The organism is Pseudomonas sp. CHM02 (assembly GCF_000612585.1).
In the GTDB taxonomy this organism is placed as follows: domain Bacteria; phylum Pseudomonadota; class Gammaproteobacteria; order Pseudomonadales; family Pseudomonadaceae; genus Aquipseudomonas.
The window spans coordinates 25,456-41,327 of the sequence record NZ_JFCA01000022.1 but is presented as its reverse complement, the minus strand read 5'-3'; the positions used below and the strand labels follow the sequence as shown (position 1 = coordinate 41,327).

23 protein-coding genes are annotated in these 15,872 nt (G+C 59.6%); 14 read left to right on the top strand and 9 right to left on the bottom strand.

What is annotated here, in order from left to right; genetic code table 11:
* Positions 1 to 67: 67 nt before the first annotated feature.
* The 9 genes from BM70_RS0114410 to BM70_RS31875 form a co-directional block, all read right to left on the bottom strand.
* Positions 68 to 877, bottom strand: a complete 810-nt coding sequence (locus BM70_RS0114410; RefSeq protein ID WP_025856658.1) for a DUF2303 family protein — start codon at positions 875 to 877, stop codon at positions 68 to 70.
* A gap of 45 nt (positions 878 to 922) precedes the next feature.
* A complete protein-coding gene (locus tag BM70_RS0114405; protein ID WP_025856657.1) occupies positions 923 to 1,273 on the bottom strand; it encodes a hypothetical protein in 351 nt (116 codons plus the stop codon).
* A gap of 60 nt (positions 1,274 to 1,333) precedes the next feature.
* Entirely contained in the window at positions 1,334 to 1,576 is a 243-nt protein-coding gene (locus BM70_RS0114400; RefSeq protein ID WP_025856656.1) for a pyocin activator PrtN family protein, read from the bottom strand.
* Positions 1,573 to 1,950, bottom strand: a complete 378-nt coding sequence (locus BM70_RS0114395; protein ID WP_025856655.1) for a hypothetical protein — start codon at positions 1,948 to 1,950, stop codon at positions 1,573 to 1,575. The genes BM70_RS0114400 and BM70_RS0114395 overlap by 4 nt, the downstream gene beginning before the upstream one ends.
* Positions 1,947 to 2,222, bottom strand: coding sequence for a hypothetical protein (locus BM70_RS0114390; RefSeq protein WP_025856654.1), 276 nt, complete (start codon positions 2,220 to 2,222; stop codon positions 1,947 to 1,949). Before BM70_RS0114390 ends, BM70_RS0114395 begins: the two co-directional genes overlap by 4 nt.
* 10 nt (positions 2,223 to 2,232) lie before the next feature.
* A complete protein-coding gene (locus BM70_RS0114385; protein WP_025856653.1) occupies positions 2,233 to 2,499 on the bottom strand; it encodes a hypothetical protein in 267 nt (88 codons plus the stop codon).
* A complete protein-coding gene (locus tag BM70_RS0114380; protein ID WP_025856652.1) occupies positions 2,496 to 2,798 on the bottom strand; it encodes a hypothetical protein in 303 nt (100 codons plus the stop codon). The genes BM70_RS0114385 and BM70_RS0114380 overlap by 4 nt, the downstream gene beginning before the upstream one ends.
* Positions 2,795 to 2,995: a hypothetical protein gene (locus tag BM70_RS0114375; protein WP_025856651.1), complete on the bottom strand. Its 201-nt coding sequence runs from the start codon at positions 2,993 to 2,995 to the stop codon at positions 2,795 to 2,797. The genes BM70_RS0114380 and BM70_RS0114375 overlap by 4 nt, the downstream gene beginning before the upstream one ends.
* Positions 2,996 to 3,195: 200 nt before the next feature.
* Positions 3,196 to 3,696, bottom strand: a complete 501-nt coding sequence (locus BM70_RS31875) for a helix-turn-helix domain-containing protein (protein ID WP_025856650.1) — start codon at positions 3,694 to 3,696, stop codon at positions 3,196 to 3,198.
* A gap of 96 nt (positions 3,697 to 3,792) precedes the next feature.
* Between BM70_RS31875 and BM70_RS0114365 the strand changes: the two genes are divergently transcribed.
* The 14 genes from BM70_RS0114365 (at position 3,793) to BM70_RS0114300 (ending at position 15,826) form a co-directional block, all read left to right on the top strand.
* Positions 3,793 to 3,987 (top strand): hypothetical protein, encoded by a 195-nt coding sequence (locus BM70_RS0114365; RefSeq protein ID WP_025856649.1) that lies wholly within the window; start codon positions 3,793 to 3,795, stop codon positions 3,985 to 3,987.
* A 138-nt stretch (positions 3,988 to 4,125) separates the two neighbouring features.
* Positions 4,126 to 4,614: a phage regulatory CII family protein gene (locus tag BM70_RS0114360; RefSeq protein ID WP_025856648.1), complete on the top strand. Its 489-nt coding sequence runs from the start codon at positions 4,126 to 4,128 to the stop codon at positions 4,612 to 4,614.
* On the top strand, positions 4,544 to 4,810 hold the full coding sequence (locus tag BM70_RS32390; protein WP_371262150.1) for a TraR/DksA C4-type zinc finger protein: 267 nt from the start codon (positions 4,544 to 4,546) through the stop codon (positions 4,808 to 4,810). Before BM70_RS0114360 ends, BM70_RS32390 begins: the two co-directional genes overlap by 71 nt.
* Positions 4,807 to 7,497 (top strand): bifunctional DNA primase/polymerase, encoded by a 2,691-nt coding sequence (locus tag BM70_RS0114350; RefSeq protein WP_025856646.1) that lies wholly within the window; start codon positions 4,807 to 4,809, stop codon positions 7,495 to 7,497. The genes BM70_RS32390 and BM70_RS0114350 overlap by 4 nt, the downstream gene beginning before the upstream one ends.
* A 328-nt stretch (positions 7,498 to 7,825) precedes the next feature.
* Complete coding sequence (locus BM70_RS0114345; RefSeq protein ID WP_025856645.1) at positions 7,826 to 8,314, top strand: hypothetical protein; 489 nt, start codon at positions 7,826 to 7,828, stop codon at positions 8,312 to 8,314.
* Between the two features lie 259 nt (positions 8,315 to 8,573).
* Positions 8,574 to 8,939 carry a putative holin gene (locus tag BM70_RS0114340; protein WP_025856644.1) on the top strand — a complete coding sequence of 122 codons (366 nt, stop codon included), beginning with the start codon at positions 8,574 to 8,576 and terminating at the stop codon, positions 8,937 to 8,939.
* On the top strand, positions 8,932 to 9,222 hold the full coding sequence (locus BM70_RS0114335) for a phage holin family protein (RefSeq protein WP_043274254.1): 291 nt from the start codon (positions 8,932 to 8,934) through the stop codon (positions 9,220 to 9,222). The genes BM70_RS0114340 and BM70_RS0114335 overlap by 8 nt, the downstream gene beginning before the upstream one ends.
* Positions 9,222 to 9,590: a hypothetical protein gene (locus BM70_RS0114330; protein WP_025856642.1), complete on the top strand. Its 369-nt coding sequence runs from the start codon at positions 9,222 to 9,224 to the stop codon at positions 9,588 to 9,590. The genes BM70_RS0114335 and BM70_RS0114330 overlap by 1 nt, the downstream gene beginning before the upstream one ends.
* A 152-nt stretch (positions 9,591 to 9,742) precedes the next feature.
* The gene (locus BM70_RS0114325) at positions 9,743 to 10,276 is read left to right on the top strand and encodes a phage terminase small subunit P27 family (protein WP_025856641.1); all 534 of its coding nucleotides are present in this window, start codon (positions 9,743 to 9,745) and stop codon (positions 10,274 to 10,276) included.
* Positions 10,239 to 12,062 carry a terminase large subunit gene (locus tag BM70_RS0114320; RefSeq protein WP_025856640.1) on the top strand — a complete coding sequence of 608 codons (1,824 nt, stop codon included), beginning with the start codon at positions 10,239 to 10,241 and terminating at the stop codon, positions 12,060 to 12,062. The genes BM70_RS0114325 and BM70_RS0114320 overlap by 38 nt, the downstream gene beginning before the upstream one ends.
* On the top strand, positions 12,059 to 12,238 hold the full coding sequence (locus BM70_RS0114315; RefSeq protein ID WP_025856639.1) for a hypothetical protein: 180 nt from the start codon (positions 12,059 to 12,061) through the stop codon (positions 12,236 to 12,238). Before BM70_RS0114320 ends, BM70_RS0114315 begins: the two co-directional genes overlap by 4 nt.
* A gap of 2 nt (positions 12,239 to 12,240) precedes the next feature.
* Positions 12,241 to 13,512 (top strand): phage portal protein, encoded by a 1,272-nt coding sequence (locus tag BM70_RS0114310; protein ID WP_025856638.1) that lies wholly within the window; start codon positions 12,241 to 12,243, stop codon positions 13,510 to 13,512.
* Positions 13,509 to 14,453: a S49 family peptidase gene (locus tag BM70_RS0114305; protein ID WP_025856637.1), complete on the top strand. Its 945-nt coding sequence runs from the start codon at positions 13,509 to 13,511 to the stop codon at positions 14,451 to 14,453. The genes BM70_RS0114310 and BM70_RS0114305 overlap by 4 nt, the downstream gene beginning before the upstream one ends.
* A 62-nt stretch (positions 14,454 to 14,515) precedes the next feature.
* Entirely contained in the window at positions 14,516 to 15,826 is a 1,311-nt protein-coding gene (locus BM70_RS0114300) for a phage major capsid protein (RefSeq protein ID WP_025856636.1), read from the top strand.
* Positions 15,827 to 15,872 lie beyond the last annotated feature (46 nt).

Genomic DNA, 15,872 nt, shown 5'->3' with positions numbered 1-15,872 from the left:
TATGCCTCGTTAGAGCCCGCCGCCGGACAGTTTTGGTGAGAGGACGGCAGCGGGGTGTTGCAGGTTGTTAACCCAGATTGAAGGTGCCGATGGTCAGGGTGGCCGAGCCGCCGACTTCTTGTTGAACGACTTGCTTGAACTCTTGGGCCAGGACTTCACGTAGTTGTGCTTCACCGATCCAGCGAAGGCGCAACGCTGGCTTGTCGCCGCCGGTCAGTACTGCAACGCGCAGTCGGACGGTGCGGACGGTCAGCCCTTCGTATGGGGCTGCGGTAAACAGGAATTCAGCAGGCAGACCTTCGGACGACTTGGCTTCGATCTGGTCCATCGCCGAACGGGACGTGCTCAGGTCGCCGACGACGTGCTCGCTCTTACGTGCTTGCTCAATGCTGATTGAGCGGATCGCGCCGGCCGCTTTGCGCAAGTCAATCGGGTTGTCTTCAGCATCCAGTGCTTTAAGGTTCGGTGCCCAGTCCTCAATCCAGTCGCTGAGATCCTTCTGGGCGTGCTGACGCTGAGCGGCCTGTTCCAGCGCCACGAAGGCAGCGGTTTTCTTGAGGGTAAGCGTTGCGTTGTAGTCCCCGTGACCTGGGGATTCGGTGTCACCGAGGTTGAAGTAGACAGTGCAGGCCATTGCGTCGCCGTCCACAAAACCAACAGCGGCGGGGCCTTTCGCCGCGACTACGTAATCAGCAAAGTCTTTCAGCGAGTGGGTAGCCAGCGCGCCACGGAAGCGGCTGCGCAGTTCCTGAAACTTCTCGATGCTGTGCAGCTTGACGTCAGTCGGCAGGGCCAGCACCGGTGTGAAGGTGCCCAGCGATTTGGCGTGAGCCAGGAGGGCGGTGTCTTGAATCAACTGAATTGCTTTGGCTTCCATTGGTTCTATTTCCTGTTTTGGTGAGAGGTATGAAGCGGTGAAGCGTTACGACTTGGCGTGAATCGGTGCTGCTTCGCGGTTAAACAACTGGTCCGCGTGGGGTGTTTCTGGGAACAGCGTGAGGCAGCCGCCCGCGCCCACATGCATCGGTGTGTCGAGCGTGGTGTCTTCGCTGCGGCTGCCGCGTTTGGTCGGCACCTTGTAGGCGAGCTTGTGGTTGACGGTCACCTGGTGGCTGTCGGCGATCTGCTTCATGGTGAAGGTCAGCGTGACGGTGCCGACCTTCTTGTTGTCGACGACACCGGCCGCTACTTCTGAGAGGGCGTGCCCAATTTGGCTGGCGAAGACGCCGGCGTTGAGTTCGGCGATGAACTCGGAGGTGTTGGTAGCTTTCATGTGCTGTGCCTCATTGAAGAGTTGCTGTTTGCCCCTGGTCGGCAGGGGCTACCGTTTGAATCAGGCCGCTTGCTTCGTCGCCTGGGCGTCGAGGTAGTCGGCCAGGTCGTGCAGGTAAACGACTGGCTTTGCGCGGGCCGAGCAGTGCAGACGCTTGACCACCAGCGCGATCCGGCCGGCCTTGATTTCGCTCAGCAGGTAACGGTCGGTGCGGATGTGCGTGAAGTACTGTTCCCGCACGGCGGTCAAAGACGGGCACGGTGTGGCGAACTGGCGCCGGAGTTGTTCCAGGGTGGTGGTCACGCGCGTTCCTCCCCATGCCCCTCCTTTTGGGGCACCAGCTTGAGGCGGATCAATTCGGCAAGGCCTTCTTTGCTCTGGCCCTTGGCCGCTGCCAGGACGTTGCCCTTGGCGTCTGCGACGACGGCGCCGTATGGGTATTCCGGGCACTTCACCGGCGTCACGTAGGCGATTTGGCCTTCTGCGATTACTGCGTCAACGCAGCGGAACACTTCGGCCAACTCGACCGACACGCAGGGCAATGACTCCAGCAGCGCGACAGCTTCGGCCGAGGCACCAATCAGCGTGGCGCGGCTGATCACCGTAGGATGGTTGAGGTACATCGGCACCAGTTTCAGGGCGCCTACAGCGGAGTTGATGGCGTTCGGCGTCTTCATGCTGCTGCGTCCTTCTTGGTGATGGTGATGTTCAGCTTCTTGGCGATCCACTCGACACCCGCTTCCTTCACCATCACAACGGCGTAATGCACGGGCTTGCCGATCGTTGGATTCCAGCGCACGCGAGCGTCCGAAAACAGGTAGCCGCGTTCACGGTGAGCGCTGGCCAGGTCGCCTGATGAGTTGATCACGCCGAGTTCCCGCAACCTGGTGCGGAAGGCGCGGGGCTTGAGCCCGAGCAAAGCGGCTGTTTGATCCAGGGTGCGGTTCATGGCGCTGTCCTCAGGCCGCTGCCGGCGCGTTGGCGGCTTGCTGGATGAAGTCGCGCAGGTGCAGGTGGTTGGCCGGATCCTTGCGTTTCAACTTGAGTTGCTGGGTTTTGCCCGCAACATCCACGGTGACCACTGCGTGTTCCGTGGTCAGCTCAACCTCAAAGGTTGCATGGATGGTTTGCTCGGCTCGGGTCAGCCCGCACACAGCGCTGCCACCGACCTGCAGGACGTGGTGAAGCAACTCTTGGCGAGCCAGCGGGAGTAGATAACTGTTCATGCTGCTGCCTCCACGTTGAGGTAGCCCTGGGTCCAGCTCAGCAGATCTAGACGCTCTTGGCGCGCCTGTTCTTCGGTGATGCGCTCCGGGAAAAACCCGGTAGATGTGAAGCCGGCAGATTTGGACGGTGTTTTTTTGGGGTGGTCCGCATCGTAGTTGTAGTCAGTCGGACGCAGCCTCACGTCAATGTCGCCAACGTGGCCGAAAAGGCTGTAGAAGGCATGCCATTTGCCTTGAGCGTTGATCAGGAGGCAAGTGGAGAGGATCTGAAGCATGAGTTCTTCGATGGTGAGCTTCATGCCGCGTCGCCTCCCCATGGGCCCTGGTCATCAATTGCGATGGCGGCGGGGGCGGGAGCAATGGTTGCGCGCCCCAGATTGACGATAACCAGAAGGCCAGTGTTGCGCTGGATACGCTCCACGGCGGCAGGGCTGGTTGCCGCCGCCGGGTGAAGGTAGACCGGGCAGCGGGGGTTGCTGTGCTGTGTGGTTTGCATGGTTTGTACTCTTTGGTGAGAGGAGTACGAACGAGGCTATACATACGTTTCGATCGAGTCAATACGTTAACGAATAAAATATACGTTTCGGGATGGTTGCGGGTCTTGACTGTTTCGGAGGGGGTGAAGGCGGGCGGTTAGTGGGTGGCAGTTTGGGCGGGCCACGTAGGGTTTCGTGAGTGAATTATGACGCTTGATACTTACTTCGCGGGTCCGACGAATAGAAATTTCAGTTCAGAGAGGCGATACGTGCTGATCAGCTCGATAAGCTCAGGTTGGTCGTCATAGATCTCGTAGACGTATTGCTGGATGAAACCTTGGAGAGCCTGAACAAGCAGCTTTTCTTGCTCAAGAGACGTAAAGGTTTTACTCCCTACATCGTCGACAACCTTAATTTCCAGCTTGGTTCTTGGCTTGCTTGCCCTGCTGGGCGGGCGTTTGGCCGCGATAGCAACGCTGTCTTCACTGGTGTTTATAGATTCTCGAGGTATGAGTACTGAGTCCTGCCTACCGGTCCATAACCAGGTTGCAGTGACGGACAGCGCCTTGGCTATCTTTTCGACATTCTGCTGTCGTGGGCTCTGCGACTCGCCCGACATGATGCGATGAATGGTCGGTTGCGGAACGCCTGAGAGGCGCCCGAGTTCCGTTTGCGATAGACCAAGTTCGGTCATGCGGTCGGCTATTCGTTTGCGAAGCATCTGAGCACCCTGATTAAAAATACACGACCGTATTCTATTGCATGGGTGTATACGTGTGCGTATGATTCGAAACGAATAAACGCATTGGCAGCCATGATGAATATCCAACAAATGCTGAAAGAGCTTCTGAGCCGAGGACATACCCAGCGCGGTATTGCCGTCCAGATTGGCACCACACAGCCAACCATTTTTCGGGCTGTCAATGGTGCGGACGTGAGATACGAATTGGGCAAAGCAATTGAGAATTTTTATACGCAGGAAGTCGAATCAGGTCGATTGAAAAGCGCATAAAGGGTGCCGGTCTGGGGCCTCTCACCAAAGATCCCCCAGACCGGCTACGACGACACACAGCACATGCACATCGGTCGTGGTCGTAGGATAGGGCGTGCCCGTTTCTATGGCTAGGCCGTAAATGGAGTATTTACGGTTATGAGTCGAACAGATCAATCACCGGCCACTGCGCCGGTTCTTTCACTTCGCAAAGCAATCTACCGCGCGGCCCATGATTACCGGGGCGGCGTGACCGCTTTGGCGCTCGACATGGTGCTCGATTACGACAGCCTACAGAAGAAGGTTAAGCACGACGAAGAGCGGCGCTGGCTGGACCCTGATGAGCTGGAAGAGGTGGTCAGGCTGACTGCGGATCCTTGCTTGTTGGATGCCCTGGTCAGGCCGGCCGGTGCGGTTTGGTATAAGCCAATTCCGGTACCAGCAACTGCTGATGCGTTGAAGGCCGTCGGCAAGATGCTCGAGGAGTCAGGCCAGTTCGTGGCCTGCATGCACGACGGCGCTGCCGACAACGTCTGGGAGCCCCACGAAGTCCTCCTGCTGGAGCAGCGCGGCATGGATGTTATCCGCGAGGTCCTGGGCATCATGGCGGGTGCCCGCAAGGCGATGGAGGGCTCGGACAATGTCTGATGATATCGATATCGCTAACGAGGCAGCCGAACAGTTCCGCCTGCGAGCACTGGCAAACCGTCCGCGCCCGACATGCTCCGTCAGCGCGCAATTCTGTGAGGATTGCGATGACCCAATCCCGTTACTTCGTCAGCAGGCAGTTCAGGGGTGTGCGACCTGTGCCAGTTGCCAGGGGTTGCGGGAGCGGCGGCGATGAGCGAGCAATCCACCAGCACCGCGCTATCGTTCTGGGCTCGCCGTTACATCGAAACCTTCAACCTTGCCCTGGTCCCGATTGACCCGGGCGAGAAGGCACCGAAGGGCATGGGCTGGAACAAGCCAGGTGGTTACATCACCGACGCGGCAGCAGCCGAAGCATTCTGGCAACGCAACCCTAATCACAACCTGGGCGTAGTGCTCGGGCCCAGCCGTGTCTGCTCGTTGGATGTTGACGATGTTCAGTGGACGCGGTTTGTGTTGTTCGACCAGATGGGCCTCGATCTGGATGCCATGGCGGTGGTTTACCCGACTATCGTGGGCAACCCTTTGCGGTTCCGCGTGGTCTTCAAGATGCCGGATGACATTGAGCTGACGCGTCACTCGCTGTCCTGGCCCAACGAGAACGACCCTGACGGCTCGATTCACAAGGGGTTGATGGCTCGTGCCAAGGCCGCGAAAGAGCAGGGGGATGCTGCCGGTGAGGCAGCAGCCAAAGCGGAGGCTGAGGAATACAAGCGCTTCACGGTGTTTGAATTGCGCGCAGGCCTGGTGCAGGACGTTTTCCCGCCATCGATCCATCCAGGCACTGGAAAGCCCTACACCTGGCGCACGCCGCCGAACGCAGCTGACGGCCTACCCGTGCTCACCAATGAGCTGTTGAACATTTGGCAGAATTGGGATGTGTTCAAGCGCAACGCCGAGGCCGCGTGCCCTTGGACGCCGAAACCAAAGAAGCCTGCCGCGAAACCTATCAAGCGTGCGCCAGCTGCTGACGGAAAGCCCTCGGTGATCGATGAGTTCAACCGGTGTCACGATGTGGAAGAGCTGTTGCGTGCCCACGACTACATCAAGCGCGGCAACAAATGGCTGTACCCACACAGCAGCACCGGGCTGCCTGGCGTGACGGTCACCGACCGCAAGGTCTATTCGCACCACGGCGCGGATCCGCTGGCCAACGGTCACCAGAATGACGCCTTTGAGGTGTTTTGCCTGTTGGATCACGATGGCGACCAGGCGAAGGCGGTAAAGGATGCCGCCCGGATGCTGGGCATGCAGTATTCGTCCCGCCCAGATCCACAGGATCTTCCCCCAGCCCCATCTGCGGATGCTGGAGGGCCGAGCCCAGACGCCGAACCGGGCTCGGCTGCTCCTGCTGCTGACGGGGGCGCGGGGGAAGGGCTGACCTATGACCAGGTGCTGCGCCGGTACGTGCTGGTCGAGGGCACCACGCAGGTGTGGGACCTCGACAAAGCGCGGGTGATGAAGAAAACCGCGTTTGAGGCCCGGGTGGGTAAACCGCTTGCAAAACAGTGGATGGACGACACCGCTAAAAAGCTGATCTCAGATGACAAGGTCAAAGAGATCGAGCAGGCCCGCAAGATGGCGGGAAAGAAGGGCGGGGCGCTCAACCTGGAGCCCATTGAGCGTTACGTTTACATCGACGGCACCAAGGATGTTTGGGATCGTGAAAAGAAGCGGCGCGTAGCCGAGGGGGCGGTCAAGATGGCCCTCGGCGATATGTATGGGATGTGGTTGAACAGCCCCGAGCGGCGTGTGGTCGACGTGGAAAACATTGTGTTCGACCCAACGATGACCAAGGACCCAAACGTCTACATCAACACGTTCGACGGGCTGCCGATGGAGCCCGCGCGCGACGACGCCGCGTGCGAAAACTTGCGGTGGTTGATTTCATTCCTGTGCAACCACGACCAGTCGTCACGCGATTGGCTGGTGAAGTGGTTGGCGTACCCGTTGCAGCACTTGGGCGCGAAGATGGATACGGCAGTGCTGGCTCACTCGACGATGGAAGGCTCGGGCAAAAGCCTGTTGTTCGCCGATGCGTTCGGTTTGCTCTATGGGCAATACGCGGCCACGGTCGGGCAGACTCAGCTCGAAAGCAACTTCAACGCCTGGCAAAGCCGCAAGTTGTGGGCGGTGTTCGAAGAGGTCGTGAGCCGTGATCAGCGTTACAACCAGGTGGGCAAGATCAAACACCTGGTGACCGGCAAGACGGTGCGCATGGAATCGAAGTTCATCAACGGTTGGGAAGAAGCCAACCACATGAACGCCGCGTTCCTCAGTAACGAGATTATGCCGTGGCCGATCGCGCCCAGTGACCGGCGGATGCTGGTGTTGTGGCCGATGGAGACATTGCCTGTGGAGCGCCAGAAGGCCGTTGGCCGGGAGCTGGAGAGCGGTGGTGTGGCGGCGCTGTACGCGTGGTTGTTATCCATTGACCTGGGCGACTTTGACCAGCGCACCCGGCCACCCAGCACTGATGCGCGAGAGCGGTTGGTGGCGTTGAGTCGGGCCAGCTGGCAGACTTTCCTGTTCCTCTGGCAGTACGGCGAGCTTGGGCGAGACATGTGGGGTGCCTGCTTGTCCACCGACCTCTACTCGATGTTCTTGGAGTGGTGCCACCGCAACAAAGAGCATGTGATGAGTCAGACGAAGTTCTCGTTGTTCATCAGCTCGGAGGTGGACAAGACCCGCGCCATCCCCTGGACCGACGGCAGCAATCGCAAGTTCGGGGCGTTCTTTTTTCCGCGTGATGACCAGGCTTCCCTGCCCCCATCAGTCAGTTCGGCCGATCTGGGCAAAGCGGTTGTTGCATGGCGTGCAGCGGCGCGCCTGGCGGGCTGGAACGTCGACAACTGGGACCACATTAAGGCGGCAGCAGCATGAATCCGACTAAAAGTGTGTTGGGTGTGTTGGGTATGTGTTGGGTTGGTTTTCGATACCCCACACAATTTGAATCCTTCTGTTTCGCGGCTTTCCGGGCTGTGTGTTGGGTGTGTTGGGTTTGTCGTCGCGCGCGCGCATGGGCGACGTTATTTGAATCCATGGCAGCAAGATTTTTTTCTTATGCGAGAACCGTTAAACCCAACACACCCAACACACTCAACACAGTTGTATTGAAGCTATTGAATTTAAAGGGTTTTAGCTGTGTTGGGTTTGTGTTGGGTATGGCGTTTTTTGTGTCGGGTTGGGTTTTGAGCGGGGGAGCGGGGCGATGATCGAGGAAATCGAAGAGCTGATGCAGCATTGGGGTAACCAGTTCAACCAGGTCGGTGACGGCGGCGGTCTTGGTAGCCCTATGGCGACGATTATGGAATGGGGCGGCTCTGCCCCTCGCGGCACGCCGGGGTCTCGCGATTTGATGATGGCAACGGGCGGTGGGATGGATCACGCGGCATTGGAGGTCGCGGCGGCACTTGCGCAACTTGAGCGGCAGTCGGAGAAAGGGGCGTGGCTCGCGACGCTAGCGCGTAACCGTTATCTGCCTCGGCCAGCGTTGTCGGTTCGATCCCAGTTGCCACTGTTGGGACTCGGTGATGACGCGGATCGAACGTACAGGAACTGGGTCCACGCTTTGCATCAGCAGGTGCAGTTGATCTTGACGGTACGCAGTGCGCCAGGTCGGGCACGGAACAAACGCGTGAAGTCGCCGGTTACTGATTTAACCCGGGCTTCCGCTGTAGCCCGCGTCAGATCTTGCTGACTGCCGTTCGTCTGGATGGTTTACCTCAAAGTTGCGTCAACGTGCGTCAAAGGTGCGTCGAGTAGATCAACCGAAAAACACTCCTTTCCGGTTTTTCCGGAGAGGGGTAAAAAGTCCCCACGATATGGAATTTGCGCCTCGGCGCTGACCTCGCACGTGCTGTGCAGCTTTACCCGGTTTCCCTAGACCGGCCACTTAACCCCGCTTCGGCGGGGTTTTCTTTTTCTGCCCGATGGGTGTCTGCAATGGAGTTATCAGCATGGGCGAGCCAGCGAGCACGGCTGCAACTGTTGTCGTGGCCGGCGGTGCCGGTGCTGCTGTAACGGGGTTGTTTACCGGAATTGATGCACTCGCTGTGATCGGTGCACTTGCCGGTGCGCTGGTGTTCTTCACCACCACCGAAGAGTTGCCGGTCTGGAAGCGGGTGGTGTTCCTTTTGGTGTCCTTCGTCATGGGCTATCTGTTCGCCCCAAGCCTCGGCGAGTTGGAGTTGTGGGGCATTCGGCCGTTCAAGCACTCCGGGCCAGCTGCATTCGGTGCGTCGGTGCTGGTGGTCACGGTCGCACTCGCCATCATCAAGCGACGCGGTATCGATGCCGAACCGCATGGGAGGCAGGATGGATAGTCACGTGATTCAGGAAATGCTAACCCAGTTCACGTTCTGGTTGTGCGTGGCGCTGTTCGTTCGGTTGTTCACCTTCCGGCGGCGTGGCGCTCGGTTCCGCCGTGACATGAGCTGCCTTGCCTGGCTGGTGATGGTGGCGTCCGGTGCGGTGATTGTTTACATCGGTAAGGGGCAGCTGATCATGCCGCGCAATTCGTGGCCGCTGGTGGTGCTGCTGGCGGTGTTCGTCGGGTCGGTGTGCCAGAGCTCGGGCAACCTGGCCCGGGTGTGGAGAGTGGGTTGATGAGCAGGGTGTCGGATGACCGTCGCGGCAGCAGTACCGAGCGCGGTTATGGGTACAAGTGGCAGAAGTCCCGCGACGGTCACCTGCGTGAGAATCCCTATTGCACGATGTGCTCGACTGATCAACGTCCCGTCGCTGCCAGCGTTGTCGACCACAAGGTCGCGCCCAAGCTCAAGGACGCCAAGGACAGCGGCGATCCGGTGCGCATCAAGGCAGCCTGGAAGCTGTTCTGGAATCCCGCGAACTGGGCGAGCCTCTGCAAGTTCTGCCACGACTCGACCAAGCAGCGAATGGAGCGGACCGGCACGGTCCCCGGCTGCAACCCTGACGGTCGCCCGGTGGACCCTGGACATCACTGGAACCGGTGACCACGGGACGAAAACGCACCAAAAAAGCGCACTCCCGAGGGTAGGGGGGGTGAAAAACCTTTTTCGAAATTTCTTCTAGACCGCTCGCCCCCCGTCGTGTGCAACGTCGGGATAAATGAGGGAGGGGGGGTATCAACAAGTTAGGGGTATTTATGGCCGGAAACGGAAACTCGGGTCGCCCTGGAACGCCGGCGGCGCTGAAATTACTGCAAGGAAATCGTGGCCGCGAAAATGTTAGTGACCTTCTGGCGCAGGTCGCGGCGCCGCCGGTACCGGTTGGTGCGCCGCCGATGCCGGACGTGCTTTCAGCTGATGCGATCGCCGAATGGGAGCAACTGGTACCGGCGCTGATTTCGCTGGGCATCGTTTCTAAATTGGACTCGATGGCGCTGGCGACCTATTGCCAGGCGACCGCCGATTGGCGCCGGTACCAGCGGCTGATCACGAAGCGTAACGCCGCTTCTGATGATGACCTGGGCGGCGACATCCAGACCTTCAAAACCGGCGCGCAGCAAATGCACGTCCTTCGCCAGCTCGCGAACGACGCCGAAAAGCGCGCCAACGCCGCCGGTGCCCAGTTCGGCCTGTCGCCTATGTCCCGGCGCAATCTGAAAACGTCGCCGGCGCCGCAAGGTGAGCTATTCCCCAATGAGCAACGAGACGCCGCAGACAAGTACTTCAACTGATGATCGCGTCAGCGCGTTTGCCCTGGCGGTGTTGGCTGGCGATATCGTCGCCGGTCCTGATGTCCGCAACGCCTGCAAGCGGCACCTGCAAGACCTCAAACACGGGCCAGCGCGTGGCTTGATCTGGGATCTGGGCAAGGCCAACCGAGCCATAGGTTTTTTCGAAGAGGTGCTTTGCCTCAACGGTGGCGACTACGAAGGCCTGCCGTTCCTGCTGGCCCCGTGGCAAGCCTTTGTCATCGGCAGCCTGTTCGGCTGGATGACGGTGGACGGGTTCCGCCGCTTCCGCTTGGGCTACATCGAAACCGGTAAGGGCTCTGGAAAAAGCCCGCTGGTGGCTGGTATTGGTCTGTATGGATTGGTGTCGGATGGCGAGCAACGCGCCGAGATCTATGCCGCTGCGACCAAACGTGACCAGGCAATGATCCTGTTTCGTGACGCCGTGTCGATGGTCGACATGTCCACCAAGCTCCGATCACGGCTGGTGCAGTCGGGTCGTGACGAAAAGGTGTGGAACCTGTTCTACCCCAACACCAATTCGTTCTTCCGTCCGATCAGTGCCGACGAAGGCAAGTCAGGCCCACGGCCTCACATCGGCCTGCTTGATGAGGTGCACGAACACAAAACCGCCGCCACCGTTAACATGATGCGCGCCGGTACCAAGAACCGCCGCAAGGCCATGGTGGTGATGATCACCAACAGCGGCTCCGATAAGAAGACGGTGTGCGGTCAGTATCACGACCTAGGCGTGCGTATCTGCGCCGGCATTGAGGATGACGACAGCTTCTTCGCCTTCATCTGTTCACTCGACAAAGACGACGATCCGTTCAAAGACGAAAGTTGCTGGGCAAAGGTCAACCCCTCGCTCGATTACGTCGCCGAAGGCCAGGCCGATGGCATCCCGGGTCGCAAGTACTTGCGCGAGCAGGTGAAGGCCGCACGGGGGTTGCCGGCCCAAGAGTCAGTGGTGCGGCGCCTGAACTTTTGCGAGTGGACCCAGGCCGACGCCCCATGGATTTCGTGGGCGGTATGGAAGCAAGCGGAAGAGCGTGTGCCGATGCGGATGTTGCGCAACCGGCGCTGTGTCGGCGGGCTCGACCTCGCAAGTACCACGGACTTGACGGCATTCGTTCTGCTGTTCTGGCCGGCGCCGCACGATCCGCACTGGCGGATGCTGCCGTACTTCTGGATACCGGACGACGATCTGCAAGGTCGCGAGGATCGCGACAAGGTGCCTTATGCTATGTGGGTCAAGGCCGGGCACCTTGAAACAACGCCGGGTCGGGCGATCAGTAAACTGCACGTACTGCGGCGCCTTGTCACGATCACTGCCTACTTCGACGTGGAGCGCATTGCGTACGACCGTTGGCGGATCGAAGACTTGCTGCAACTGATGTCGGAATACGACATCACGCTGCCCGAGATGGTGGGATTCGGCCAGGGCTACAAGGACATGGGCCCAGCCGTAGATGAGTTTGAGCGGCGCCTGCTGGGCTTGGCCCCCAAACCCGAGGGTGACGAAGTTATCGACCTAGACCCCAGTGAGTGGGAGTTGGTCGAAAGCGAGACAGTCGAAACCCTCCGGCACGACGGTAACCCGGTAATGACCTGGAACGCAGGCAACGCGGTAATCGTTTCTGACCCTGCCAACAACCGCAAGGCCGACAAGGCCAAGGCTACGGGCCGCATCGACGGCATTGTCGCCGGCATCATGGCCACTGGCATCAGCGGTAAAGCCGCCGGCGCTGGTGGTAAATCCATCTACGACGAAGGGGTCGGTATATGAAACTGGTCATTCTGTCCTGGCTGTCCGGCCTGCTGGGCTTCTGCCTGCTGGTTGGCGGCGTGGCGATGGTCCACGTGCCCGCTGCGTGTGTAGTGGCGGGTGTCGGGCTTATTGCCTGGTCCTGGCTGGCAGATCGCGCAGCTGCTGCAACGCAACCCAAACCCAAAGGAGGTTGAGCATGTTCTTTTCAAGCGTGCTCGGCGAAGGGCGCGGCAACCTCACGGAGACGGGTAGTGGTTTCTGGCGCGGCCTGATCGGTAGCGGTCGTAACAGCTCCGGGGTGAAGGTCACACCGGAGTCAGCGTTGGGTTTGCCGATCCTGCAGAACTGCGTCACGTTGCTAGCCGAGACCATGGGGCAGTTGCCTTGTGAGATGTACAAGCGCCTGGACAAGGGCCAGCGCGAATCAGCGATCAACCATCCCGCGTATGACGTCCTGCGGTATCAGCCAAACGGTTTTCAGACTCCGTATGAATTCATGGAGTGCATGCAGGGCGCCGCTGGCTTGCGTGGCAACGGTTACAGCTTCATCGACCGTCGCGACGACGGCAACATCGTTGCGCTCTGGCCGTTGTGCAACGACAAAGTACAGGTGCTCAAGGGCGGCGACATGCTGCCGTACTACCGGATCGGTGGCGGCGAAGCGTTGCCAATGCGCATGGTTCATCACGTGCGGTGGTTCAGCACGAACCACTACGTTGGCCTGTCACCGATTGAGGTACACGCCGATTCGCTGGGTTTGGCCCAGGCTGTCAGGCAATACACGGGCAAGAGCTTTGCCAATGGTGTGACGGTCTCCGGCGTGATCGAGCGGCCGCGCGAGGCGCCTGCGATCAAGGACCAGGGCAGCATCGACAAAATCGTCGACCAGTGGGGCCAGAAGTTCGGTGGCATGGACAACGCCAAGAAGGTGGCGTTGCTGCAAGAGGGTATGACCTTTAAGCCTGTCTCCATGAACAACGTGGATGCTGAGGTGCTGGGGATTCTCAAAACCACCGGTACCGATATCGCCCGGATCTACAAGATCCCGCTGCCTATGGTTAACGACCTGGAGAAATCCAACTACAACACCCTTGAGCAGTTGATGATTCAGTTCGTGGTGTTCGCGTTGCTGCCATGGGTCAAGCGTCACGAACAATCGATGATGCGCGACTTCTTGTTGCCGGCCGACCGCCGCAACTACTTCATCGAGTTCAACCTCTCCGGGTTACTGCGCGGCGATCAGAAGAGCCGATACGAAGCCTATGCCATTGGACGGCAGTGGGGCTGGCTGAGTGCCAACGACATTCGGCGTCTGGAGAACATGCCGCCGGTTACCGGTGGCGACATCTACATGCAGCCGCTGAACATGGTTGACGCAGGCAAGAGCGGCGCCGACTTGACCAACCCTGCGGTGCGCGCGCAACTCGAAATGCAGCACGCACAAATTGAGAGGATTCTGGCGCAATGAAAAACTACCTGAGAGCCTCAAGCCTGCTGTTCAACCAGCCGCTGTTGGTAATGCCTGATATGTTGGACCTAGGAGTTCGCTGGGCCAACCAGGTAATGAGCTTGAACATCGTCAACATCGGTGGGCAGGGTACCCCCGGCCTGTGGTCGGATGACGGAATGGACCGCATCGCCCAGCGCGAAGAAGAGCGCCGAACCGCAATCGCGCGCACTGGTATCGAGGTGATTCCTGTCAGCGGCGTGTTGGTCAGTCGCGGCAGCCACATCGGCATGTGCGAAACGATGACCAGCTATGAACAGCTGCGTGGGCAAATTCGCAACGCTGTTGCTGACCCAATGGTCGAGCGGATCGTGCTCGACATCGACAGCCCAGGCGGTTCTGCCGTGGGGGCTTTCGAACTGGCGGCCGATATCCGCGCGATGGCCCAGCAGAAACCGATTACAGGCATCGTCAACTTCATGGCCTACAGCGGTGGCTATCTGCTCGGCTCTGCCTGTAGTGAGCTGGTAGTGAGTCAGACCAGTGGTGTCGGGTCCATCGGCGTCATTGCCAGCCACATGGACCGCTCCAAGATGGAGGAGGGCATGGGCGTCAAGGTGACCACTGTGTTCGCCGGTGCACACAAAAACGATCTCAGCCCTCACGAACCTTTAAGCGACCAGTCGCTCAAGTACCTCAACGATGTGGTGCAGGAGAGTTACCAGCTCTTCGTTAACGCCGTCGCCGAATACCGGGGGCTGTCCGTACAACAGGTCATGGCAACCGAGGCCGGGCTTTATCGTGGCCAGGCCGGCATCACCGCTGGGCTGGCAGATCGAATGCAGAGCCCGCAACAGGCCGTTGATGATCTTTCCCATTCTGTCGCTGTGAGCCGGGCGAGCCGGCAGGGTGGCCGCATCGCGGTTCGCGCCGCTGCACTGAATCTTCAAACACTGAGCTGACCGCGTTCGCGGCACTCGTCGAAGCCCGCCTTGTGCGGGTTTTTTAATGCCCAGGAGGCACCATGTCCCTTGTACTTCAAATGCGTAGCGAACGCGCCAAACTGGTTGAGCAGGTCCAGGCACTGGCCCAGATCGAATCGGGCGGCGGGAATCTGAACGTTGAGCAGCTGGCGCAGTTTGCGCAGCTGGAAACCCAGATCAACGAAATGACCGCGAAAATTACTCGCGCTGAAAGCGCTGAGCGTATTGCGGCAGCAACTGCGGTACCTGTCGAAGAAAGTGCGCAGGGCAATAAAGGCTCCCCAACTCATATCAGCGTTCACAGCGAACCAACGAAGCCGGGTGTTGCGATGGCGCAAATGGTGCGCCTCATGGTCCAGGCCGGCGGCAATCAGCACGTCGCTGCTGAAATGGCCAAGACGGGCGGTTACGGCGCCGATGTGCATATGGCGCTTTCCACTGTGACTCCGGGCTCCGGTGGTGTGCTGGTGCCCGAGAACTTCAGCACCAGTGTTATCGAATCGCTGCGGCCTAAGTCCGTGGTGCGCAAGATGGGAGCCATCAGCCTTCCGCTGAACAATGGCAACCTGACCATGCCCCGTGTGCTGGGTAACACTCAGGTGACCTACCTGGGCACCGAGGAAGACATTGCGATCACCGATATGCAGTTCGGTGACCTCAAGCTGTCCGCCAAGAAGGCGGCTGCGATCGTGCCGATCTCCAATGACCTGCTGGCGTATGCGGGCGTTAATCCGCGCATTGATTCCCAAGTCAGCAGCGATCTCGCGGTCAGCATGGGTCTGTCGGAAGATCTTCACTTCATCCGTGGTGCTGGCACCGGCTCGCTGCCGAAGGGTCTGCGCTACTGGGCCCTGCCTGGCAACGTGATGGGTGCGCCTGCCGGTGCAACGCTCGCTATTGTCGACCTGTACCTGGGCGGCATGATGCTGCGCCTGGAAGGGGCCAACGTGGACCTGGCGGGCTGTGGCTGGATCATGGCGCCACGCACCATCCGTTGGCTGCAATCGCTGCGCGACGGCAATGGCAACAAGGCCTACCCAGAAATCGACGGCGGTATGTTGAAGGGCTATCCAGTGGCACTGACCACTCAAGTGCCGGTCAACCTGGGCGCCGGCGGTAACGAGTCCGAGATCTACTTCGTGAACTTCGCCGACTGCTACATCGGTGAAGACACCACGCTGGCGATTGCGATCAGCACCGAGGCCTCCTACAAGGATGGCGCTGGTAATACCGTCAGCGCGTTCCAGCGTGATCAGACCCTGATCCGCGTGATCAGCAAGCACGACTTCGGCCCGCGTCACGTCGAGTCGATTTCTGTGGGTACCGGCATCACTTGGGGCGCCGGTATGTAAGCCCCTTGGCCCTGCCGCTTGGCGGGGCCTACCTCTTGAGCAGGTA